The 23651-nt window shown below is 65.4% G+C and carries 18 protein-coding genes and 1 tRNA gene; 11 read left to right on the top strand and 8 right to left on the bottom strand.

Annotation, left to right across the window (positions count from 1 at the left end; genetic code table 11):
* Positions 1–134 precede the first annotated feature (134 nt).
* Entirely contained in the window at positions 135–2987 is a 2853-nt protein-coding gene (uvrA, locus tag HMPREF3067_RS08615; RefSeq protein ID WP_070769318.1) for an excinuclease ABC subunit UvrA, read from the bottom strand.
* 84 nt (positions 2988–3071) lie between these two features.
* On the opposite strand from uvrA, the gene HMPREF3067_RS08610 reads away from it, so the two are divergent.
* The 4 genes from HMPREF3067_RS08610 to HMPREF3067_RS08595 all read left to right on the top strand — a co-directional run bounded on the left by HMPREF3067_RS08610 (position 3072) and on the right by HMPREF3067_RS08595 (position 8094).
* On the top strand, positions 3072–3674 hold the full coding sequence (locus HMPREF3067_RS08610) for an MBL fold metallo-hydrolase (RefSeq protein ID WP_070769317.1): 603 nt from the start codon (positions 3072–3074) through the stop codon (positions 3672–3674).
* 123 nt (positions 3675–3797) lie between these two features.
* On the top strand, positions 3798–4712 hold the full coding sequence (locus HMPREF3067_RS08605; protein ID WP_070769316.1) for a DoxX family protein: 915 nt from the start codon (positions 3798–3800) through the stop codon (positions 4710–4712).
* Between the two features lie 106 nt (positions 4713–4818).
* Positions 4819–7044 carry a HelD family protein gene (locus HMPREF3067_RS08600; protein WP_070769315.1) on the top strand — a complete coding sequence of 742 codons (2226 nt, stop codon included), beginning with the start codon at positions 4819–4821 and terminating at the stop codon, positions 7042–7044.
* A 15-nt stretch (positions 7045–7059) separates the two neighbouring features.
* Positions 7060–8094, top strand: coding sequence for an App1 family protein (locus HMPREF3067_RS08595; RefSeq protein WP_070769334.1), 1035 nt, complete (start codon positions 7060–7062; stop codon positions 8092–8094).
* A gap of 85 nt (positions 8095–8179) precedes the next feature.
* Here the strand turns inward: HMPREF3067_RS08595 and HMPREF3067_RS08590 are convergent, their stop codons facing one another.
* From HMPREF3067_RS08590 to rpsA, 6 genes are all read right to left on the bottom strand, one after another.
* Positions 8180–8620, bottom strand: coding sequence for a universal stress protein (locus HMPREF3067_RS08590; RefSeq protein ID WP_070769314.1), 441 nt, complete (start codon positions 8618–8620; stop codon positions 8180–8182).
* 97 nt (positions 8621–8717) lie between these two features.
* On the bottom strand, positions 8718–9164 hold the full coding sequence (locus HMPREF3067_RS08585) for a universal stress protein (protein WP_070769313.1): 447 nt from the start codon (positions 9162–9164) through the stop codon (positions 8718–8720).
* 48 nt (positions 9165–9212) lie between these two features.
* Positions 9213–11318 carry an excinuclease ABC subunit UvrB gene (gene uvrB / locus HMPREF3067_RS08580; protein ID WP_070769312.1) on the bottom strand — a complete coding sequence of 702 codons (2106 nt, stop codon included), beginning with the start codon at positions 11316–11318 and terminating at the stop codon, positions 9213–9215.
* Between the two features lie 33 nt (positions 11319–11351).
* Complete coding sequence (gene coaE / locus HMPREF3067_RS08575) at positions 11352–11942, bottom strand: dephospho-CoA kinase (protein ID WP_070769311.1); 591 nt, start codon at positions 11940–11942, stop codon at positions 11352–11354.
* 23 nt (positions 11943–11965) lie between these two features.
* Positions 11966–13960, bottom strand: coding sequence for a glucose PTS transporter subunit IIA (locus tag HMPREF3067_RS08570; RefSeq protein ID WP_070769310.1), 1995 nt, complete (start codon positions 13958–13960; stop codon positions 11966–11968).
* A gap of 243 nt (positions 13961–14203) precedes the next feature.
* Positions 14204–15664: a 30S ribosomal protein S1 gene (gene rpsA / locus HMPREF3067_RS08565; RefSeq protein WP_070769309.1), complete on the bottom strand. Its 1461-nt coding sequence runs from the start codon at positions 15662–15664 to the stop codon at positions 14204–14206.
* A gap of 242 nt (positions 15665–15906) precedes the next feature.
* On the opposite strand from rpsA, the gene HMPREF3067_RS08560 reads away from it, so the two are divergent.
* Positions 15907–16371 carry an RDD family protein gene (locus HMPREF3067_RS08560; protein WP_070769308.1) on the top strand — a complete coding sequence of 155 codons (465 nt, stop codon included), beginning with the start codon at positions 15907–15909 and terminating at the stop codon, positions 16369–16371.
* Positions 16372–16422: 51 nt separating this feature from the next.
* Here the strand turns inward: HMPREF3067_RS08560 and polA are convergent, their stop codons facing one another.
* Complete coding sequence (gene polA / locus HMPREF3067_RS08555; RefSeq protein WP_070769307.1) at positions 16423–19029, bottom strand: DNA polymerase I; 2607 nt, start codon at positions 19027–19029, stop codon at positions 16423–16425.
* A 151-nt stretch (positions 19030–19180) separates the two neighbouring features.
* Between polA and HMPREF3067_RS08550 the strand changes: the two genes are divergently transcribed.
* From HMPREF3067_RS08550 to HMPREF3067_RS08525, 6 genes are all read left to right on the top strand, one after another.
* Positions 19181–19257 (top strand) — tRNA-Leu (locus tag HMPREF3067_RS08550).
* Positions 19258–19509: 252 nt separating this feature from the next.
* The gene (locus tag HMPREF3067_RS08545) at positions 19510–20415 is read left to right on the top strand and encodes an ABC transporter substrate-binding protein (RefSeq protein WP_371259790.1); all 906 of its coding nucleotides are present in this window, start codon (positions 19510–19512) and stop codon (positions 20413–20415) included.
* On the top strand, positions 20412–21347 hold the full coding sequence (locus tag HMPREF3067_RS08540) for an amino acid ABC transporter permease (protein ID WP_070769305.1): 936 nt from the start codon (positions 20412–20414) through the stop codon (positions 21345–21347). Before HMPREF3067_RS08545 ends, HMPREF3067_RS08540 begins: the two co-directional genes overlap by 4 nt.
* Complete coding sequence (locus HMPREF3067_RS08535; protein ID WP_070769304.1) at positions 21337–22116, top strand: amino acid ABC transporter ATP-binding protein; 780 nt, start codon at positions 21337–21339, stop codon at positions 22114–22116. Before HMPREF3067_RS08540 ends, HMPREF3067_RS08535 begins: the two co-directional genes overlap by 11 nt.
* 52 nt (positions 22117–22168) lie before the next feature.
* Positions 22169–22987 carry a DUF368 domain-containing protein gene (locus HMPREF3067_RS08530; protein ID WP_070769303.1) on the top strand — a complete coding sequence of 273 codons (819 nt, stop codon included), beginning with the start codon at positions 22169–22171 and terminating at the stop codon, positions 22985–22987.
* A 101-nt stretch (positions 22988–23088) separates the two neighbouring features.
* Positions 23089–23651: hypothetical protein (locus HMPREF3067_RS08525; RefSeq protein WP_371259789.1), on the top strand; the 563-nt coding region annotated here is incomplete at its 3' end.

Below are 23651 nucleotides of genomic sequence, written 5' to 3'. Positions count from 1 at the left end.
GTGGGAGAATCTCCGCTTGTGACCCGGAAACCTTATGGAAGGTACCACGGGCGGTAGTGCTCACCACACTAGCACGCCATCCGCGCCCGGCCAAATCGCGGCCGTACTCCCCCGTTGTCCTGCCTCTTCCCCGGCTACTTGCCGGCCGGGGTAAGCACGTCGGCGAGGAACTGCCCGGTATAAGAGCCCTCGACGGCCGCGACCTGCTCCGGGGTGCCTTCCGCGACGACCGTGCCGCCGCCGTTGCCACCCTCCGGGCCCATGTCCACCAGCCAGTCCGCGGCCTTGATGACGTCCAGGTTGTGCTCGATGATGATGACCGAGTTACCCTTGTCCACCAGGCCCTGGATGACCAACATCAGCTTTCGAATGTCTTCGAAGTGCAGGCCCGTGGTCGGCTCGTCCAGGATGTAGACGGTGCGGCCGTTGGTGCGCTTCTGCAGCTCCGAAGCCAGCTTGACGCGCTGGGCCTCGCCGCCGGACAGCGTTGTCGCCGCCTGGCCCAGCCGCACGTAGCCCAGGCCCACCTCGACCAGCGTGTGCAGGTAGCGGTGGATGGAGGTGATCGGCTCGAAGAACTCGGCGGCCTCCGAGATCGGCATGTTCAGCACCTCGGCGATGTTCTTGCCCTTGTACTGGACCTCGAGGGTCTCGCGGTTGTAGCGCGCGCCGTCGCAGACCTCGCAAGGGACGTAGACGTCCGGCAGGAAGTTCATCTCGATCTTCAGGGTGCCGTCGCCGTGGCAGGCCTCGCAGCGCCCGCCCTTGACGTTGAAGGAGAAGCGCCCGGCCTTGTAGCCGCGCACCTTCGCCTCCTGCGTCTCGGCAAACAGGTTGCGGATCTTGTCGAAGACGCCCGTGTAGGTCGCCGGGTTCGAACGCGGGGTGCGCCCGATGGGGCTCTGGTCGACCTGCACCAGCTTGTCCAGGTGTTCCATGCCCTCCACGCGCTTGGCTCGGCCGGGCACTTGGCGCGCGCGGTTGAGCTCGTTGGCCAGGGTCTTGGCCAGGATCTGGTTGACCACGGTCGACTTGCCCGAGCCAGACACGCCGGTCACGCAGACCAGCACGCCCAGCGGGATGGTCACGTTGATGCCCTTGAGGTTGTTCTCCCGGGCGCCGACAATCTTCAGCACGCGCTGCCTATCGATCTCCCGGCGATGATCCGGCACCGCCAGCACCTTGCACCCGGACAGGTACTGCCCGGTCAGGGAGTCCTCGCAGCTTTCGATGCCGGCCGGCTCCCCCTGGTAGACCACGTGGCCGCCGTATTCGCCGGCGCGCGGGCCGATATCCACCAGCCAGTCGGCTTGGCGGATGGTGTCCTCGTCGTGCTCGACGACGATGAGCGTGTTGCCGATATCCCGCAGCCGCTGCAGCGTGGCGATAAGCCGCTGGTTGTCACGCTGGTGCAGGCCGATGGACGGCTCGTCCAAGACGTAGAGCACGCCCGCCAGGCCGGAACCGATCTGGGTAGCCAGGCGGATGCGCTGGGCCTCGCCTCCGGACAGCGTGGAGGCACCGCGGTCCAGGGTCAGGTAGTTCAGGCCGACGTCCAGCAGGAAGCGCAAGCGCGCCTGGATCTCCTTGAGCACCGCGCCGGCGATGATTTCCTCGCGGTGGCCCAGCTGCAGCGTGGACAGGAACTCGGAGGCGTCCTCGATAGACAGGGCCGTGAGCCCCGCGATGGACTGCTCGCCGTGCGCGCCGGAGGCCAGGCGCACGGCCAGGATCTCCGGCTTCAGACGGGAGCCGTGGCAGGTCGGGCACGGCACCTGGCGCGTGTACTGCAGCAGGCGGTCCTTCTGCGAGTCGGAGTCGGTGGTCTCCAGCTTGCGCTCGATAAAGCCCACCGCGCCCTCGAAGGGGGCGGTCCAGTTGCGCTGGCGGCCGTAGCGGTTCTTGTAGCGAACGTGGACTTCCTGCTCGGTGCCGTGGACCAGGGCATCGCGCTGCTCGTCGGTCAGCGAGCTCAACGGGGCATGCGGATCGAAGTCCAGTGCCTTGCCCAGGCCCTCAACCAGTTTGACGAAGTAGCGGCTGTTGGGGCTGGAGTGCCAGGGCTGGACGGCATCGACAGCCGGGGCATCCGGGTCTGGGACGAGCAGATCTTCGTCGACCTTGAGGCGGGTGCCCAGGCCGTCGCAGACCGGGCAGGCGCCGAACGGCGAGTTGAAGGAAAAGGCGCGCGGCTCGTATTCCTCGATGGTCAGCGTGTGTCCGTTCGGGCAGGCGGCCTTCTCCGAGTAGGTGTGGTTGAGCTCCGGCTGGTCCACGAAATCGATGCTGACCAGCCCCTCGGCCAGCCGCAGAGCCGTTTCCACCGAGTCCGTCAGACGCTGCTTCTGGGAGGCCTTGACCTGCAGGCGGTCGACGACGACCTCGATATCGTGCTTGATCTGCTTCTTCAGCTTCGGCGGATCCGACAGCTGGTGCACCTCGCCGTCGACGCGCACGCGGGCAAAACCCTGGGCAGCCAGGTCTGCAAAGAGGTCGACGAATTCGCCCTTGCGTTTGCGCACCACCGGGGCGAGCACCTGAAACTTCAGCTTCTCCTCGTGCTCGAGGACCGTGTCCACGATCTGCTGCGGGGTCTGGCGCTCGATGACGGCGTCACACTTCGGGCAGTGCGCCGTGCCCGCGCGGGAAAACAGTAGGCGCAGGTAGTCGTAGATCTCCGTAATGGTGCCGACGGTCGAACGCGGGTTGTGGTTGGTCGACTTCTGATCGATGGACACGGCCGGGGACAGGCCATCGATAAAGTCGACGTCCGGCTTGTCCATCTGGCCCAAAAACATGCGGGCGTAGGAAGACAGGGACTCCACGTAGCGGCGCTGGCCCTCTGCGAAGATGGTGTCGAAAGCCAGCGAGGACTTGCCCGAGCCGGACAGTCCGGTGAACACAATCATTTTGTCGCGGGGCAGGTCAATGTCTACCCCTTGCAGGTTGTGCTCGCGGGCACCGCGGACAACAAGGCGATCAGCCACAGTTTGCCTACCTTCCTTAATGGATCTGCTGCAGATTATTGACTGCAGGACTTACTGCTCGAATTTACCCGTAGACTGGTCAACATGACTAAAGAGCTCAAGCTACACCATATTTCCGTCTCCGACATGGACAACAATTGCTACCTGCTGGCCTGCGGCGACGAGGGCCTGCTTGTCGATGCCGCCGACGACGCCCCCGCCATCCTCGACATGGCCCGCCAGGCTGGCGTCACCATCACCGCGGTCTTTACCACCCACCGCCACTGGGACCACGTGCGCGCGCTGCCGGAGATCCTGAAGGAAACCGGCGCCACCCACTACGCCTCCTTCCTGGACTCGCCCGCCCTGCCCGCGCCCGCCGACGTCGAGCTCAACCACGGCGACACCATCACCTTCGCCGGACACGAGCTACCGGTTATCATCCTGCGCGGCCACACCCCGGGCGGGGCGGCGCTGGCCACCGAGCTGGACGAGGTGCCCAACCTCTTCGTGGGTGATTCCCTCTTCCCGGGCGGTGTTGGCAAGACCACCTCGGAGGGCGACTTCGTCCGCCTCTACAAGGACCTGACCGAACGCGTATTTGATATCTACCCGGACGAGACGGTCATCTGGCCGGGCCACGGCAAGCCCACCACCCTCGACGAGGAGCGCCCGCATCTCGGCGAATGGTGGGACCGCCGCTGGTAGTCTCCCCCGGCTGGCCCACAGCCGAGTAAAAAGTGCGTAAACTTGAACTCCTAGGTTAAATTTCTGGCTTAGAACTTCTAGGTTAGACTTACTGGTCTTTTCACTAAAGGAGCATTTTCAGACATGATTCGTAAGATTGCCCGCCCGATGTTGGCTTCGGTCTTCATTACCGACGGTGTGGACACTCTCCGTAACACCTCCGATCACGTGGAGGAGACGGAGTCTTTCCTGCAGACCCTGCGCAAGGCCCTGCCGGGTAGCTACGCCGGTTACGTCCCGAACGACCCGGAGCTGGTCGCCCGCGGCCTGGGCGGCGCCAAGGTCGGCGCCGGTTCCTTGCTCGCCCTGGGCAAGGCCCCGCGCACCTCGGCCGCCGTGCTGGCCGCCGCTACCCTGCCGACGATGTTGACCCGAAACAACTTCTGGGAGGCCGACAGCGCCGAAGAGAAGACCTCCAAGCGCAACGGCCTGCTGACCAACACCGCCCTGCTGGGTGCGCTGTTCATCACCACCCAGGACACCGCCGGTAAGCCCTCCCTGCGCTGGCGCGCCCAGAAGGCCGGCGAGCGCACCAACAAGAAGATCCAGCAGGCGCTGCCGACCAAGTCCGAGTCCCAGAAGTTCGCCGACGACGTGTCCGAGCGCGCCTCCGATTTCTCGGATCGCGCCTCCGACTGGTTCAGCGAGACCTCCGACAAGGTCCAGGCCTACATCGACGACAACAAGGACGACTGGCAGGAAAGCGGCAAGGACCTCCTGGAAACCGCCAAGGGCTACGTCAACGACGCCAAGGACTTCGTCACCGATAACAAGGACGACTGGCTGAAGGCTGCCCAGGACAACGCCGAGACCGCCCGCAAGGGCGCTGTCAAGGCTGCCTCCCGCGCGCAGGAGAAGGCCGAGCAGGCCCGCTCCGCCGCCGACAAGAAGAACGGCAAGCGCGCCGCCAAGAAGGCCTCCAAGAACGCCGACAAGCTGCAGAAGCGCGCCGACAAGGCCATCGCCAAGGCCATGAAGAAGCTCGAGGGCAAGCTCTAAGCTTTCCCACCCAGCTACTTTTCCACGCAACGGCCCAGCGAGTATGCTGGGCCGTTGTTCTTTTGCCCACCGCGCAAACCCGTGCACGAGACAGAAAGCCCACCTTATGACCGGTGAACGTGACCCGCGGCAGGCCTCGGTCCACCAGGCCGAGGTAGCCGCCGAGCAGGCCTACGTGGACGGCTTGTTCGACCGCCTCGACGACGCCGTCGCCCGCGCCAACGAATCCTTGGCCCGCGTGCAGGCGGACGTCGATCCCCAGACCCCGGACGCAGACGCCCTGGTGCGCCGCGAGACGGAGTACCACGGCCTGCAGGCCAAGCTGGACAAGCTCAACCTAGCGCAGCTGGGCCTAGTCTTCGGCCGGATCGATATCGAAGCCGACGGGGACAACCCGACCGAGGCGGGGCTCGACCGGCGCTACATCGGGCGCATGGGCATGGACGATCGCGCCGACGACTACCGCACTCTGCTGCTGGACTGGCGCGCCCCGATGGCCCGCCCGTTCTACCTGGCCACCACCGCCCACCCGGAGGGCGTCGAGCAGCGCCGCACCATCCGGATGCGTGGGCGCGAGGTCACCGATTTCACCGACGAGTACCTCTCCGGCGAAAGCGCCGGCACGGACACCGCGGGCGTGGCCAGTGAGTCGGCGCTCTTTCAGGCCCTGCAGCAAGCACGCACCGGGCACATGTCCTCCATCGTGGAGACCATCCAGCGCGAGCAGGACGAGATCATCCGCGATTCGACCCGCGGCGTCCTGGTCGTCGAGGGCGGGCCCGGCACCGGCAAGACCGCTGTGGCGCTGCACCGCGTGGCCTACCTGCTCTACACCTACCGCGAGCGGCTCGCGTCCACCGGTGTGCTCATCGTGGGCCCCAACCCGACCTTCCTGGACTATATTTCCCAGGTCCTGCCCGAGCTGGGTGAGACCGGCACCGTGCTCTCGACCATCGGGGATCTCTTCCCCGGCGTGACCGGCAACCACCCGGAGGGGCTCCTGGCCCGCGAGATCAAGGGCTCGGAGGCCATGGCCGAAATCCTGGCCAACGCCGTCAAGGACTACCAAAAGGTCCCCGCCGAGGCGCAGGAGATCACCGTCGAGCAGCTGCCGCTTACGGTCACCCCGGCCATGGTCAAGGCCGCCCGCACCCGCGCGCGCCGCTCCCGCAAGCCGCACAACGATGCCCGCCTGGCCTTCGCCGAGCACCTCACCGAGTCCCTGGCCCGGGCGCTCTCGGAGCGCATCGGTGCCGATCCGCTCGGCGGCCAAAACCTGCTCTCGCGCGCCGACGTCGACCAGCTCCATGACGATCTGGCCGAGTCCCCCGCCGTGCGCGAGCTCATCGGCGCCTACTGGCCGGAGCTAGACCCCCAGCAGGTGCTTTCCGAGCTCCTGTCCTCCCGCGAGTTCATTTCCCGTGCGGCTGCCGCCTACGACGAGGAGACCCAGGAGGCGCTCTACCGCGCCGACGGTACAGCCTGGACGGCTAGCGATGCCGCCCTCCTCGACGAGCTCGCCGTACTCATCGGCATGCCCGACCCGGCCGCCGTCGAGGAGGCGGAGCGCGAGGCCTGGAAGCAACAGGTCGCCGAGGCCGAGGACGCCCTGGATATCCTGAGCAGTTCCGAGTCCACGGACAACGACGACGACATGTTCGACGCGGAGATCCTCTCCGCCCACGACGTGATCGACGCCGAGACCCTGGCGCGGCGCCAGCAGGTCCAGGACCACCGCACCACCGCCGAGCGCGCCCGCGCCGACCACACGTGGGCCTTCGGGCACGTCGTGGTCGACGAGGCCCAGGAGCTTAGCGCCATGGAGTGGCGGATGGTCTTCCGCCGCAGCCCCTCGCGCTGGGTCACCCTGGTCGGCGACACCGCCCAGACCAGCGCCCCGGCCGGCGTGGACGCTTGGGCGGAGACCCTCGAGCCCTTCGTCGGCGGCCGCTTCCGCCATCACCGGCTCACCGTCAACTACCGCACGCCCGAGCCCATCACCGAGGTGGCCAACCGGCTGCTCGCACTCATCGACCCGCACGCCGAGCCTGCCACCGCCATCCGCCCCGGCGAGCCGGTTACCTACCACCGCCTGCCGGAAGAGGAGGCGGAGCGACCGGCAGCCGGCATCGGCAGCACTGCAGACGGGCGCTTGCGAGCGGTGATTGATGCCAGCAACGTCGAGGAGATCAAGGGCCTGGAATTCGACCACGTGGTTATCGTCGACCCGCAGACCATCGTCGCGGCCTCGCCGCAGGGGCTTCAAAACCTCTACGTGGCGCTGACACGCGCCACCCAGACGCTTACGGTCTACGGCGAGCTGCCCGCTTAGGATAGATTGGTCATCATGGCTTTATCTGATTTTGCCCGCCTCTGCGAGCGCCATATCAACCGCTGGAGCGTCAAGCGTTCCGAAGCCCGAGGGTGGGTGCCGGCTGTAACCGGCTACCTGGGCTACGGCAGCCCGGACCGGGTCCGTGTGCTGGGCCGCGTCCTGATGGAAAACCCCGACCGGCCCGCCCGCAACTGGGCCGAGCGCGGCTACCGCCAGTTTTTCACCATCCAGGTCGGCGGCCACGACGTCGCTGTGACCGCCGGGGACCAGACGGTCCATGCCTCCACCAACGACAACGGCTACATCGACGTCCTCGTCAAAGACCACGGCCTGAGCCCCGGGTGGCACGAGGTGACGATTGCCGCCGCGGGCGCCGAGCCGGTGACCGCGGAAGTGCTCATCATTGATGAGAGTACCCGCGTCGGCATCATCAGTGACGTGGACGACACCATCATGGTCACCTGGCTGCCGCGTGCCCTGCTGGCGGCCTGGAACTCCTGGTTTAAGCGCACCAACCGCCGCCAGCCTGTGCCGGGCATGGACGCGTTCTACTCGGAGCTTATCGACGCCCACCCGAGCGCGCCCGTGTTCTACCTGTCGACCGGTGCGTGGAACACCTTCGACACCCTGGTCAACTTCGTGCGCACGCACCGCCTGCCGCGCGGGCCGATGCTCTTAACCGACTGGGGCCCCACGCCCACCGGGCTCTTCCGCAGCGGCGTGGAGCACAAGAAGGTCCAGCTGCGAAACTTGATTATCGACTTCCCGCACATCCAATGGGTCCTGGTCGGCGACGACGGCCAGCACGACCCGCTGACCTACCGCGACGTGGTCAACGAGCACCCCGAGCGCATCGCCGGCGTGGCCATTCGCAACCTGTCGCCGCAGGAGCACGTGCTCTCGCACGGCACCGCCGCCCCGCTCGCCGAGGCCGGCAACAGCGCGCGCAGCGACGTCCCACTCATCCAGGGCGACAACGGCCACAGCCTCCTAGCCGTCTACCGCCGCAACCCCTTCGATCGCGTCGAAACGCACCGCGCCCACTAGGCCCGGGCACGCACAAGGCCCTCCCGACCGCACCACGAGGAATGCAGCGGAGAGGGCCTTTAGTCTTCGGCGAGTAGGCCGCGCCTTAGGCGACAGTGTGGACGATCATGACGTCGCAGTCGGACTGGCGGGCGACATCTGCCGGGACGGAGCCCAGCAGGCGGCCGGTCAGGGAGTTGATGCCGCGGTTACCGACGATCAGCAGGTCGGCCTTGTTGTCGTTGACAATCGACATCAGGGCCTGCACCGGGGTGCCCGAGCGGACGGCGGTCTTGACGTCCTTGGCGCCGAACTTCTCGGCGTGCTCGCGGCCGGCCACGAGATTGGCCTCGGCCTTGTCATCACCCAGGATGGTCACAGACTCCTGACGCAGAGTCTTGGAGGCCTCTTCCTTGTTCTCGTAGTAGGCGCAACCGATGATAAGGGTTGCGTCGAACGCAGCGGCAATCTTGGCTGCACGCTCCACTGCCAGCAGGGAGGAGTTGGAGCCGTCGGTGCCGACAACAATGGTGTTGTAATCGCTCATGGTGACCTTTCTGTGGACTCTTGGTCCGCAAAATATTCTTCTGGTATTTACCCTATTCTAGTGTAACAACCAGCCGGCGGGGCTTTGGTGCAGCGGGCTAGTCAGTGGTATCTGCCACAAGCACGTCGACGTGTGCCCGGCGGGTCAGATCCTTGGCCACGGAACCGAAGACGCGGCCGCGCATGGAGTTGAAGCCCTTGTTGCCCACGACGAAGAGGTCGACATCGAAGTCCTCGCCGGCCGCCAGCAACGCCTTGACCGGATCGCCAGAACGGCCCACGATCTCGACGTTGTCGGCCTTCTCCTCTTCCGCGACCTGCAGCGCGGTAGCCAGGAAGTCCTTCGCCATGTCCTCGCTGATGACCGGCACGCCGGTGTTGTCCGAACCGGTCGCGCCCAGCATGGAGCTGGAGTGGTTGAAGAACGCGGAGACGATGATGAGGCGGGCCTCGTAGACGCGCGCCAGGGAGGCGGCGGTACGCACCGCGCGCAGGGAGGTAGCCGAGCCGTCGGTGCCGACGACGATATTCGAATAGGTAAGCATGTTCTTTCTTTCTTGCAGATTCAGCTTGCTTCCGCCCCAGTATAGCCTCTAAATGCCCGCCTCTTTGAGGCCTCGCGCTTCCTTTTTCAGGTCCGCGATCTCGTCGCGCAGACGTCCTGCAAGCTCGAACTCGAGCTCTCGGGCGGCCTCCCCCATTTGGGCGGTCAGATCGTCGATGAGCTTCTCGACTTCCTCGACCGCCATCGAGGACACGTCCGGCTTGTCCACCATCGCCGCCGGGTCGCTGGCCGAGGCCGATTCCCCGTCGCCGTCGCCGTCGTTGTCGTAGACTTGGTCCAGGATGTCGGCGATCTTCTTGCGCAGCGGCTGCGGATCGATGCCGTGCTCGGTGTTGTAGGCGATCTGCTTTTCGCGGCGGCGCTCGGTCTCCTCGATGGCGTTGTTCATCGACTCGGTGACCTTGTCCGCGTACATGATGACCTCACCCGAGACGTTTCGGGCCGCGCGCCCGATGGTCTGGATGAGCGACGTAGTCGAGCGCAGGAAGCCCTCCTTGTCCGCATCCAGGATGGCCACCAGGGAGACCTCCGGCAGGTCAAGGCCCTCGCGCAGGAGGTTGATGCCCACCAGCACGTCGAACTCGCCCAGCCGCAGCTGCCGCAGCAGCTCCACGCGCTGCAGAGTGTCGATGTCGGAGTGCAGGTAGCGCACCTTGATCCCGTGCTCGAGCAGGTAGTCCGTGAGATCCTCGGCCATGCGCTTGGTCAGCGTGGTCACGAGCACGCGCTCCTGCTTGTCAACACGGGTGCGCACCTCATCGATGAGATCGTCGATCTGCCCCTTCGTGGGCTTGACCGTGACCTTCGGGTCCACCAGGCCGGTCGGGCGGATTACCTGCTCGACAAACTCGCCGGCGGAGGCGGACAGCTCGTAGTCGCCCGGGGTCGCGGACATGTAGACCGTCTGGCCTACGCGCTGCTCGAACTCGTCGAAGGTCAGCGGGCGGTTGTCCACCGCCGAGGGCAGGCGGAAGCCGAACTCGACCAAGTTGCGTTTGCGGGCCATGTCGCCCTCGAACATGCCGCCCACCTGCGGCACGGTCACGTGGGACTCGTCGATAATCGTCAGGAAGTCTTCCGGGAAGTAGTCCAGCAGCGTCGCCGGCGCGGATCCGGCCTCGCGGCCGTCGATGTGCCGCGAGTAGTTCTCAATACCCGAGCAGAAGCCGACCTGCTCGATCATCTCCAGATCATATTCGGTGCGCATCCGCAGGCGCTGGGCCTCCAGTAGCTTGCCGCGGTTTTCCAGGTCGGCCAGGCGCTCGGCCAGCTCCTCCTTGATATCGGCCACGGCCTTTTCCATGCGCTCCGGGCCGGCCACGTAGTGGGTGGCGGGGAAAATCCGCAGCTCGTCGACCTGCTCGAGGACGTCCCCGGTAACCGGGTGGATGTAGTAGAGCGAGTCCACGTCGTCGCCAAAGAACTCAATGCGCACCGCTCGCTCCTCGTAGGCCGGGATGATGTCAACGGTGTCGCCGTTGACGCGGAAGGTGCCGCGGGTAAAGCCGACGTCGTTGCGCTCGTACTGGATATCAACCAGCAGGCGCAGGAAGCGGTCGCGCTCGACCTCGTCGTCGACGGCGAGAACCACCGAGCGGTCCAGGTAGGACTGCGGCGTGCCCAGGCCGTAGATGCAAGACACGGAGCTAACCACCACGACGTCGCGGCGCGAGAGCAGCGCCGAGGTCGCCGAGTGGCGCAGGCGCTCAACGTCCTCGTTGATCGAGGAGTCCTTCTCGATATAGGTATCCGTCTGCGCGATATACGCTTCCGGCTGGTAGTAGTCGTAGTAGGAAACGAAGTATTCGACGGCGTTGTGCGGCAGCAGCTGGCGCAGTTCGTTGGCCAGCTGGGCGGCCAGGGTCTTGTTCGGTGCCATCACCAGCGTCGGGCGCTGCTGCTGTTCGATGAGCCACGCCGCCGTCGCCGATTTACCGGTACCGGTCGCGCCCATGAGCACCACGTCGGACTCGCCGCGGTCCAGCCGCTTGTCCAGCTCCGCGATCGCCGCGGGTTGATCGCCGGCGGGCTCGTATTCGGACTCGACCTTGAACTCACCGGGGGTGCGCTCCACCTCGCCCACGGGGCGGTGCTCAGACTCGGACAGGATGGGGTGTTCCGCTGCAAAGGCCATGCCGTCCAGTCTACCCGCCCGCCTGCTCGCGCCCTAGGCGAAGACGCGCTCCCGGATGGCCTCCACCCGCTCGCGCAGTTCCTCCAGGCTGCCGTTGTTGTCGATGACGATATCGGCCGCCGCGCGGCGCTTATCGTCGGGGATCTGGGCCTTGATGCGGGCGCGGGCATCGTCAGCGCTCAGGCCGCGGCCGACCAGCCGGGCAACGCGCTCCTCAGGTTCCACGTCCACGACCAGAACCAGATCCATGTCTTTGTCCAGGCCCTTGTCGACCAACAGCGGCATGTCGTAGACCACGACCTCGTCGCCGCGCTCGCGTGCCCTGCGGAAGGCTTTGCGGGTCTGCTCCCCGATGCGCGGGTGGGTAATCCGGTTGAGCTTATCGGTGGCCTCCCGGCTGGCGAAGGCGCGCTCGGCGAGCTTGCCCCGATCCAGGCTCCCATCTGGGTTGAGAATGTCTGGGCCGAAGGCGTAGGCCGCGTCCTGGAGGGCCGGGCGGCCCGGCTCCATGATGTCGCGGGCAATCTGGTCGGCGTCCACCACCGTGGCGCCTGCCTCTTCCAGCATCTTGGCCACGGTCGACTTACCGCTGCCGATGCCCCCTGTCAGCCCCACCAGCCGCATTAAGCGTCCTCCTTCGTCTCATCCTACTTGTCTCGCGGCACCACCTCGATGACTGGAGTGGTGGTCTCGACTGTACCGAGCGTCGGTTCCACGCGCGCGAATTTCTTCGTGTTGGTCACCACCACCGGCGTAATCAGGTTGTAGCCGCGGGAGGCGATGAACTCCGGGTCGAAGCTGATGAGCTTGTCGCCGGCGGCCACGCGCTGCTTCTTGTCCACGTGGACGGTAAAACCTTCCCCGCCCAGCTCCACGGTGTCCAAGCCGACGTGGATCAGCAGCTGCACGCCGCTGTCCAGGCTCAGCCCCACCGCGTGGCCGGATTTCTGGACGGTGAGCACCTTGCCGTCCGCCGGGGCGTAGACCGTGGTGCCGGTCGGTCGGATGGCCACTCCCTCGCCCAGCTTCGCGCCAGCGAAGATGGGATCGGGGACCTCGCTGAGGGCGACTGCCTTGCCGGCCAGGGGCGCATCGATAGCCACGGCGACCTCCTGGGCCGGGGCGGCGACGGCCACGGCAGCCGGAGCGGCGGCCGAGTTAGAGGGAGCCGGCTGCGGTGCGGCCGGGGCCTCCTTGCCCTCTTCCGCGCGGCGGGCAGCGATACGCTCCAGGTCCGCGGCCTTTTCCTCCGGGGTGCGGTAGCCGAAGAATACGGTCAGCAGGAACGAGGTCATGAACGCCACCAGGAGGCCGAGGGCGTAGCCGGCGGCCGGCTCCATCGCGAAGACGGTCAGGGCCGAGGTGAAGACGAAGGCGTTGGCCTTGACGTTGAACAGGCCCATCACCGCGCCGCCGATGGCACAGCCCGGCAGCAGCCGGTAGTAGCTGCGGCGGAAGCGGAGCAGGATGCCGTAGAGCGACGGCTCCGAGACGCCGCCTAGCAGGCCCGCGGCCAGGCCGCCGATGGAGACCTGGCGCATCTGATCGTTGTGCTCCCGGAAGGAGATGACCATGACGCCGGCAACGACGCCGAAGCAGGCGAAGTTCCAGGCGCCCATGGGACCTTGGATGAAGTCGTAGCCGTAGGTCGCGATGTTCTGGACCATGATGATGTTCAGCGGCCAGTGCAGGCCCAGCGGCACTAGGAACGGGTACAAAAGCGGCACCACGATGGCCAGGATGAACGGCGAGAACTCGTTGATACTGTGCAGCAGCCAGGAAATCCCGTTGCCCACGCCCACACCGAAGGGCCCCAGCAGGAACGCCGTCGCCGGGATCATGATGAGCAGGGAGAAAAACGGCACGAAGACCATGTGCACCGCGGACGGGATGATCTTCTTCAGCCCCTTCTCCAGCCAGTACAGGCCGATGGCCGCCAGGATCGGCGGGAAGACCTGCGAGCCGTAGGAGTTGATGACCAGCGGCAAGCCGAAGACGTCGACGACGTCGCCCTGCTCGCCCATCGCCAGGAACTCCGGGGTCAGCAAGGCCGCCGGGATGGCCGCCGAGACCCACATATTCGCCCCCAGCTTATTGGCCGCGGTGGCCGCGACCATCACCGGCAGGAAGTAGAAGACGCTGCGCCACATGGCGTGCCCCAGCTGGTAGGCCGCGGGTTGCTCCTCCATCGGGGCGCGGAAGTCCTGCCAGCCGATGGTGTCGGCCAGGATGAGCAGCATGATGATAAGGGAGGCGCCCAGCAGGGCCCATAGGATGGGCCGGAAGGTATCCGAGAGGAACTCGAAGCAGTAGTCGACCCAGGAGTACCTCCCGCGTACGCCGTCGTACTGCTTCTTCTTTCCGCGCGCCTTGTCCCCGGCCGAGGCCGAAACGCCCGGCTGCTTGATGATGGCGTTGTAGTATTCCGCTACCCCGCCGCCCATGACGACCTGGAAGCCGTGGTCGCCCTGCGGGACGGTGCCGAGCACGGCCTGGTCTTCGTCTAACTTGGCGTTGTCGACCAGCGAGGTGTCTGCCAGCTGGAAGCGCAGACGAGTCGCGCAGTGGGTCAAGGACGTAATGTTGTCGGCGCCACCGATACTTTCCACGATGTGCCGCGCCGTGTCTTGTGTAGTCGCCACGACGAAAGCCCCTTCCTAATGAACCGGACCACCGCCGCGGCAGTGGTTATTACCAGGCCAGTATAAGGGGGCGGGTAGGCCAAAACCTAATAGTTAGGCCGGCCTATGACATATCCCACTCTTCGGCGCGCGGGGGCGGCTTCGCGCAGCGTGGCGAGGATAGAACAGGTCAGCCCTGAGCATAGAAAAGGCCCCCGGACCGCGGGTGCGGACTGGGGGCCTTAGCGGCGAACTAGCGCGGTATTACTTACCGGCGAGCTTGTCGCGCAGCTTAGCGAGCTGCTCGTCGGAAGCAAGGGAGCCAGCCTCTTCTGCCGGAGCCTCAGATGCCGGAGCTGCATCTGCGGACTCGGAGGAGTAGTTGGAGGACTCGCCGGCCTCGGCTGCCTCGGCGGCAGCGGCACGGTGACGCTCGATCTGAGCGGAGTGCAGCTGGAAGCGGCGCTCGGACTCGGCGTAGCGGGCCTCCCATGCCTGACGCTGCTCGTCGAAGCCTTCCTTCCACTCGTTGGTCTCCGGGTCAAAGCCTTCGGGGAAGACGTAGTTGCCCTGCTCATCGTAGGAGTCGGCCATGCCGTACTTGGACGGGTCGAACTCGTCGGTGTAGTCCTCGTCAGCCTGCTTGACCGACAGGGAGATGCGGCGACGCTCGAGGTCGATGTCGATGACCTTGACCATAACCTCTTCGCCGACGGTGACGACCTGGTCCGGGACATCCACGTGACGCTGAGCCAGCTCGGAGATGTGAACCAGGCCTTCGATGCCCTCCTCGACGCGGACGAAGGCGCCGAACGGAACTAGCTTGGTGACCTTGCCCGGGACGATCTGGCCCACAGCGTGGGTGCGGGCGAAGACGCGCCACGGATCTTCCTGGGTTGCCTTCAGGGACAGGGACACGCGCTCGCGGTCCAAATCGACGTCGAGAACCTCGACGGTGACCTCGTCGCCCACGGTAACAACCTCGGACGGGTGGTCGATGTGCTTCCAGGACAGCTCAGAGACGTGAACCAGGCCGTCGACACCGCCGAGATCGACGAAGGCGCCGAAGTTGACGATGGAGGAAACAACGCCCTTGCGGACCTGACCCTTCTGCAGCTGGTGCAGGAACTCGGAGCGGACCGCGGACTGGGTCTGCTCGAGGTATGCACGGCGGGACAGGACAACGTTGTTGCGCTGCTTGTCCAGCTCGATGATCTGGGCCTCCAGCTCCTGGCCGATGTACGGCTCCAGGTCGCGGACGCGGCGCATCTCGACCAGGGAAGCCGGCAGGAAGCCGCGCAGCCCGATGTCGAGGATGAGGCCGCCCTTGACGACCTCGATGACGGTACCGGTGACAGGCTCTTCCTTGGCCTGCAGCTCCTCGATGGCGCCCCAAGCACGCTCGTACTGAGCGCGCTTCTTGGACAGAATCAGGCGGCCTTCCTTGTCCTCCTTGGTGAGGACCAGAGCGTCGATCTCATCGCCGACCTCGACGACCTCATCCGGGTCGACGTCGTGCTTGATGGACAGCTCACGGGAAGGGATAACGCCCTCGGTCTTGTACCCGATGTCGAGCAGCACCTCGTCGTGGTCAACCTTGACGACGGTACCGGCAACGATGTCACCATCGTTGAAGTACTTGATCGTCGCGTCAACGGCTGCGAGGAAGTCCTCAGCGGTTCCGATGTCGTTGATCGCAACCTGAGGGGTGTTAGAAGATGGCATGCGTAAAAATGCTCCGAAATAACGTAGGAAATCGAATTTGGACATTCGCACGTCTCTTGCGCCACCGCATTAATGCTGCTGAGAGTATTGATGAACGGATAGACGCAATCCCGCCCCAAGCGCCATTTGGCTTTCCTACCAGAGCCGAACGACCGCTTGAGAGCATAGACGCACCTGCTACACACTACATCCGTGCAGCTACTTGCGCAAATACCGGCGGTTTTCTTCTAAGGTGGAAGGCTATGTGGACCGAAAGAATTGCCGTACTGCTCCGCCGCGCCGTCGCCTGGTGGATCGACGCCTTCGCGGTCGCCGCGGTCTTAGTGCTGCTCCGAGGGCTTATCAACCTCATGTTTTCCGAGCCGCTGACCGGCCCGGCGGCCGAAACCTACAACGTCGTCGGCTTGGGTTTAGGCTTTTTCGCCTACCGCGTGGTGGTCGAGGGCCGCTACCGCACCAGCCTGGGCAAGTGGTCGCTGGGGCTACAGGTCTACGAGGGCGCCCGCGGCTATACCGGCGCGGCGATCCGCAACAGCTGGGTGCTGCTAACCATGCTGGCCGCCATCGGCCCGGCCATCCTGGACAAACTCATCATCGGCCTGGTCGCGCTCAGCGTCCTGCTGCTGGGCCGCCACCCCGGCGACTTCGCCGCCCAGGCCCGCGTCGACCGGCGCCTGGATCCCTTTGACCCCATGGAGGAGGTCTAGAAGAGGTCTAAAGGAAATGGCCTATACCCCGCGCCAGCGGAGTTTGTTTGACTAGTGTGCGGCGTCGTCCCAGTTGGTGCCGGCCCCGGCCGAGACCTCCAGCGGCACGCGCAGGCTAATGGCTGAATCCATCTCCTTTTCCAGGATTGCGCGCACTTCGTCGAGCTCGCCGGGGGCGATTTCGACGACCAATTCGTCGTGGACCTGCAGCAGGACGCGGGACTTTTTGCCCTGGAGTGCGGCATCGACGCGGATCATCGCGACCTTGATGATGTCGGCCGCGGTGCCCTGGATGGGGGCATTGAGGGCGGCGCGCTCGGCGTTCTCACGGGCCAGCCGGTTGTCGCTGGCCAGCTCCGGGAGGTAGCGCCGGCGCCCGAAGATGGTCGAGGTATAGCCGTCCTTGCGGGCGGTATCGACCACCTCGTCTAGGTAGGTCTTGACCCCGCCGAAGCGCTCGAAGTAGCTTTCCATGATGTCCTTGGCCTCCTTCGGGCTGATGCCCAGCTGCTGGGAGAGCCCGAAGGCGGACAGGCCGTAGACTAGGCCGTAGGACATCGCCTTGACGCGGCGGCGCAGCTCGGAGGTGACCTGGTCGACCGGGACATCGAAAACCTTGGAGCCGACATAGTTGTGCAGGTCTTCGCCCGCCTGGTAGGCCTCAATGAGCCCCGGGTCCTGGGACAGGTGGGCCATCACGCGCATCTCAATCTGGGAGTAGTCCGCGGTCAACAGGGTCTCGAAACCCTCGCCCACCACGAATCCCGAGCGGATCTTGCGCCCGGCCGGGGTGCGCACCGGGATATTCTGCAGGTTCGGATCCGCCGAGGACAACCGGCCCGTCGAGGCCACCGTCTGGTTGAAGGTGGTGTGGATGCGCCCGTCCGGCTGAACCGTCTTGATAAGCCCCTCCAGCGTGGACTTGAGCTTCTGGTACTCGCGGTGGGCCAACAGGTGGTCTAGGAACGGGTGCGGGTGGTTGGCCGCCAGGGCCTCGATCTCCTTGGCCGCGGTCGAATAGCCGGTCTTGGTCTTTTTCGTCTTCGGCAGGTCGAAGGTATCAAACAGCACCGCCTGCAGCTGCTTCGGCGAGTTCAAGTTCAGCGAGGGGTCGCCGGCTAGCTCGCGCGCGGCGTCCTCCTGCTCCGTCACCTGGGCGACGAAGGCCTCCAGCTGGGCGTCCAGCGTGTCGATATCGACGGCGATGCCGGTGGCCTCCATCCGCGCCAGGATGGAAATCAGCGGCATTTCCAGGTCCGTGTACAGCTGGAAGGAGTCGATGTCGTGCAGCTGCCGGGTCAGCTCCGCGGCCAGCTCCATGATCGCGGCCGCGGAATCCACCAGGGAGGTCTCATCCAACAGGCTCAGCTGGTCGCTAGCCGCCCCCAGAGTCTTGTGCAGGTGGCGCTGGTAGACGTCCGGCAGCTCGTAGGTGCGCTGGCCCGGGCGCAGCAGGTAGGCCGCCACCGCGGTGTCGTGGGCGATGCCCGCCAACTCAATGCCGCGCCCCAACAGCATGTGGTAGGCCGCCTTGGCCTCGTGCAGGTACTTGGGGCAGTCGGCGTCGGCAAGCCATGCGGCCAGGGCCTTGTCATCGGCCGCGTCGAGTTCGGCCAGCTCGACCTGCAGGCCGTGGTAGTCGGTGTCGACGAAGGCCATCGCGGCGGCATCGCCCTGCCCGGGCCGCCCGTCGCCCTGGACGAAGACGGCCACGTGCCCACGCCCCGGCAGCCAGTCCGCCAGCTTCTCACTAACGATGCTCACTTCCGGCACCTGCGCATCCTCGTCCTGCGAGGCGGCCTCACCGCCGTCATTCGGGATGGCCTTGAGGACACGATCGCGCAGGTTGGTGCCGAATTCGAGGTCGTCGAAGTGATCGGCGACCTCGCTGACGACCGCGCCCTTAAAGGCCAGGTCAGCCGGGCCGACCTCTAAGTCCATGTCCGTAATCATCTGGGTCAGCTCGCGGTTGAGCTGGACCTGCTCCACGCGATCTCTAAAGTTCTGGCCGGCCACGCCCTTAATATCATCGGCGTGGGCGACCAGCTCGTCGAGGCTGCCGTACTGGGTAATCCACTTGGTCGCCGTCTTCTCCCCGACCTTCGGAATGCCGGGCAGGTTATCGGACGGATCGCCGCGCAGCGCCGCGAAGTCCGGGTACTGCCGCGGGGTCAGACCGTATTTCTCCTCCACGGCCTCCGGGGTGAACCAGTGCAGGTTGCTGACCCCGCGCATGGGATAGAGCACCGTCGTGGACTCGTTGACCAGCTGCAGGTAGTCGCGGTCGCCGGTGACGATATAGGTATCGAAGTCCTGCGCCGCCGTAGCTTCGGTGGCCAGGGTCGCCAGGATGTCGTCGGCCTCGAAGTTCTCCCGCGATAGCGTCGTAATGCCCAGGGTGGTCAGCACCTCGCGGATGATGTCCACCTGGCCCTTGAATTCCTCCGGCGCCGCCTCGCGCTGGGCCTTATACTCCGGGAACTTCTCTGTCCGGAAGGTCTTGCGCCCCACGTCGAAGGCCACGGCCATCTTGTCGGGGCGTTCCTCGCTCACGATGCTCGACAGCATCGACAAGAACCCATAGACCGCGTTGGTGTGCTGGCCGCCCGAGGTGGAGAAATTTTCTGCCGGCAGCGCGTAGAAAGCGCGGAAGGCCATAGAGTGTCCGTCGATGAGCAGAAGGCGTCGTTTGGAATCAGTCACGGCTCCCTATTCTAGGCAATAGGCGCCCCGCCGCGTGGGTCGGCGTGCGATTTCTCTTCCCCGCTCTCCATGCGCTAGTATTTCCCCAGTGCGGCCATGCCCGCGCGCCCCTGTAGCCCAATTGGCAGAGGCAACGGATTCAAAACCCGTCCAGTGTGAGTTCGAGTCTCACCAGGGGCACCACTACCAGCGGAACCACTTCGCACCCAGCGCGAGAACCCCGTTTAGTGTCAAAAAGTGTCAAAAATAATTCGCACAACAACCGGCCAGGGCAAACGCCTCGGCCGGTTTTTTGATCGGGGATAGAGGCTGGGCGAGGTAGAGAACGAATCTCGCGTTCCGGCGCGGTAATTTCTTAAATGCGGTCGAATATTATACATTTGAGGGGTAACTATTCATCCGCACGTTTTCCCAAAGGACCACACGACTATGGTTGTGCCTGCACCAGGCAAAGTCACCGTCGCGCGCCGCGCCCGCCGGGCTACGGTCGCCGCAGTGACGATAGCCACGTTGGGCTTGAGCGGCTGCGTGACCAACGTAGAAAAATCCACGCCCGACGGGTGGGAACCCATCCGCGCCGACAAGGTCGACGAGATCGCCGCAATGTATGACGATGATGACGGTGTGCTCAGCATCGGTGTCAACCCGCCCTTCGCCCCTTTCCAGCTCAAGGACGCCGACGGCCAGATCGTCGGCCTAGAGATGGATCTCGTCCACGCCGTCGCTGATGTGCTGGGGCTCGATTTCCGCATCGAGGAGCAAGACTTCGCCATGATCCTGCCGGCCGTCCAGTCCGGCCAGATTGACATGGGTGTCTCCGGCTTTACCGATACCCCGGACCGCCGCGAGAACTTCGACTTCGTCGACACCCTCTACGCCGGCATCCAGTGGACCAAGCGCACGGACTCCTCCAAGGAGATCGACCCGCACAACCCCTGCGGCTTGACCGTGGCCGTCCAGCGCACCACCGTCTCCGACACCGACGACGTCCGCCCCAAGGCGGAAGCCTGCGACGGCGACATGCAGGTCCTGGCGTACGACACCGCCGACAACGCCGCGCTCGCGGTGCTCATGGGGCGGGCCGATGCCCTCTCGGCCGACTCCCCCGCCGCCGGCTGGGCCGTCAACCGCGCCGACGGCCGCCTGGAGCTAGTCGGCGACATCTCCCAGGCCGCCCCTTACGGGATGGCCGTCCCCAGGGGGTCGGAACTAGGCCTCGCCGCAGCGGCCGCGCTGCAGCACCTCATCGACAACGGGCAATATGCCGAAATCCTCGCGCAGTGGGGCGTCGAAGACGGGCTCGTCGACGAGGCTCTTATCAACGAAAGGCCAGTGAAATGACACAGGATACCCCCTCCACTCCCCCGGAAATCCACGCGAAACCGCTGCGCCACCCGTGGCGCTGGGCTTTCGCCGCCCTACTGCTCGTGCTGGCCGCCTGGTTCGTCATCGCCGCCGCCAACAACGAGGCCTACGGCTGGTCGACGTACTTCAGCTACCTGCTGGATACGCGCATCGCCATCGCCTCGCTGCACACCATTGCGATCACCATCCTGGCGATGGTAATCGGCGTCGTCGGCGGCGCCGTCTTGGCCATCCTGCGCATGTCGCCCAACCCGGTGTTGCGCGCGGTCGCCTGGGTCTTCCTCTGGATCTTCCGCGGCACCCCGATCTACGTGCAGCTGGTCTTCTGGGGCCTGCTCAGCGCCATCTACCAGTCCATCAACCTGGGCTTTGCGGAGATCTCCCTCGAGGAGCTTTTGTCCAACGCCTTCTTCCTGGCCGTTATCGGCCTGGGGCTTAACGAGGCCGCCTACATGGCCGAAATCGTGCGCTCCGGCATCAACTCCGTGGGCGAGGGCCAGCGGGAGGCATCGAAGGCGCTCGGGCTGAGCTGGTGGCAGACCATGTACCGCACGGTCATGCCGCAGGCCATGCGCATCATCATCCCACCGACGGGCAACGAGTTCATCTCCCTGCTGAAGACCTCCTCCCTGGTCGTGGCCATCCCGTACACCCACGAGATTTTCGGCCGCGCCACGGACATCTCCGCCGCGCTCTTCGAGCCGATCCCGCTGATGATGGTTGCAGCCACCTGGTACCTGGTCATCACTTCGCTGCTGATGATCGGCCAGCACTACCTCGAGCGCTACTTCGACCGCGGCGCCACCCGCGAGCTGACCGCCCGCCAACTGGCCGCGCTCGCCGATGCCGAAGGCGTCATTCCCAACAATGTCAACGTCGTCCAGGAGGCCCCGCGCAATGAACGCTAAAGATACCCGCCAGCCCATGGTGCAGGCGCAGCAGATCCACAAAAAGTTCGGCTCCCTGCAGGTTCTGCGCGGCATCGACCTGGAGGTCCAGCACGGCGAGGTCGTCTGCCTCCTGGGGCCGTCCGGCTCCGGCAAATCGACCTTCCTGCGCTGCATCAACCACCTAGAAACCATCGATGCCGGCCGCCTCTACGTCGACGGCGACCTCATCGGCTACAAGGAGCGCAACGGCGTCCTCTACGAAATCTCCGAGAAGGAAGCCGCCGCCCAGCGCGCCGACATCGGCATGGTCTTCCAGAACTTCAACCTGTTTAGCCACCGGACGGTTCTCGAAAACGTCGTCGAGGCCCCCATCCACGTCAAGAAAGTCGACCCCGAGGCCGCCAAGCAGCGCGCCATGGAGTTGCTCGACCAGGTCGGGCTGGCATCGAAAGCCAACGCCTACCCGGTCCAGCTCTCCGGCGGCCAGCAGCAGCGCGTGGCCATCGCCCGCGCCGTGGCCATGGATCCGAAGCTGATGCTTTTCGACGAGCCGACCTCCGCGCTTGACCCCGAGCTCGTCGGCGAGGTCCTGCGCGTGATGAAGGAGCTGGCCGCCGACGGCATGACGATGCTCGTGGTCACCCACGAAATCGGCTTCGCCCGCGAGGTCGCCGACAAGATCGTCTTCATGGCCGACGGCCGCGTGGTCGAGGCCGGCCCGCCGAGCCAGGTCATCGACAACCCGCAGCAGCCGCGTACGCAGGAGTTCCTGTCTTCCCTGCTCTAAGCGCGGGAGTGGCGCGACCACCGCGGGTTTAGTTGCCGCTAGGCTGGAAAGAATGAATCATCTTGCCAATGCAATCCGCGGTGGGCTCATCGGCTCCGCCGAGCTAGTCCCCGGCATCTCCGGGGGCACAGTTGCCCTCATCGTAGGCATCTACGAGCGGGCCCTCCACAACGCCGACAAGATCCTCAAAGCCCGCTTCAAGGAAGTCGAGTGGGGCTTCATCATCGCCGTAGCCGTCGGCATGCTCGCCGCGGTCTTCGGCCTCTCGTCCGTCATGTCCAGCTTCGTCGAGGGGCATGTGTCCCTGTCGAAGGCCCTCTTCCTGGGCATGGTCGCCGTCTCCATCATCGTGCCGGTGTCCATGATGGACAAGGCCGACCGCTTCAAGGCCCCCTCCCTCATCGCCTTCGTGGTAGCCGCCGTGCTCATTTTTTTCATCACCGGCTTTACCTCCGCCCCGCATGAGGACCCGTCGCTGGTCGTCGTCTTCTTTGCCGCCGCCATCGCCGTCTGCGCCCTGGTGCTGCCGGGCGTGTCCGGTTCCCTCATCCTGCTGACGATGGGCCTCTACCAGCCGATCATCGGCGCCGTCAGCGACCGCGAGATGGGCACCGTCGCCGTCTTCGCCTTGGGCGCCTTGTGCGGCTTGGCTGCCTTCGTCAAGGTGCTCAACTATCTGCTGGACAACCACCACTCCGTAACCCTGGCCGCGATGGCCGGCTTCATGCTGGGCTCGCTGCGTGCCCTGTGGCCCTGGGGCGAGAGCCAGGACGCCGGCACCCCGGCCATCCTCGGCATGATTGTCCTCGGCGTGGCCATTGTCTCCGCGTTCATCTACTTGGACAACCGCAAGGCCAAGTCCTACCAGTAGCTTCGCGCCCACGACGCCCCTCCCAGTTGCAGGCTGGCAGGGGCTCCTTTAGTGTGTGGGGTATGACATCGGGGGATTGTTTTTCTAGGTTTGTGGCTGCTGTGACCCAGCCTGGCATTGAGATCGTGGAGGGTGCTTGGCACGCCGACTGGGATGCCGAGCGTGCGGCCGCTGGGTCCGGCCGTGACGAGCTGGAGCGTCTCTTCGACTTGGCCGGGGTGTTTTTCGGCCCGGTCAGGCAGGCCCGCCGCCAGCGTCGGGTGCGCGCGAATGTCGCCCGCCACGGCCACTGCCTGCCCGTGCTCGACGTGTTGCGTGGGGTGCTGCGGCGGGTGAAAAACACAAACGATGCTTGGCGCATCATGGAGGAGTTGTCTGCCCAGCCGGTTGATGTCAAGGAGATGGCCGCCACGGCCCGCCGCAAGATTCAGGAGGCCCGGCCTGCCCTGACGCCGCAGCCGGGGGTGATCTACCGGCGTTCGGCTGAGGGGTTGTGGTCGATGCGTCTTCTCGCCGATGCTGGTCTCGTCGCCGATATCAAAGCCCAAGTCCGCACCGTGGAGGATGCCCGCGCGGTCTTCACCGGCGGCGACGAGACCGGTGATGCTGCCAGTGTCGGCGGCGGTGCTGGTGTTGGTGTCGGTGGTAGGCGCCGCGGTGGGGT

The organism is Corynebacterium sp. HMSC04H06, from assembly GCF_001815935.1.
Lineage (GTDB): Bacteria > Actinomycetota > Actinomycetes > Mycobacteriales > Mycobacteriaceae > Corynebacterium.
Note: the sequence above shows the minus strand (reverse complement) of the source record. Positions and strands in the feature narration are given on the sequence as shown.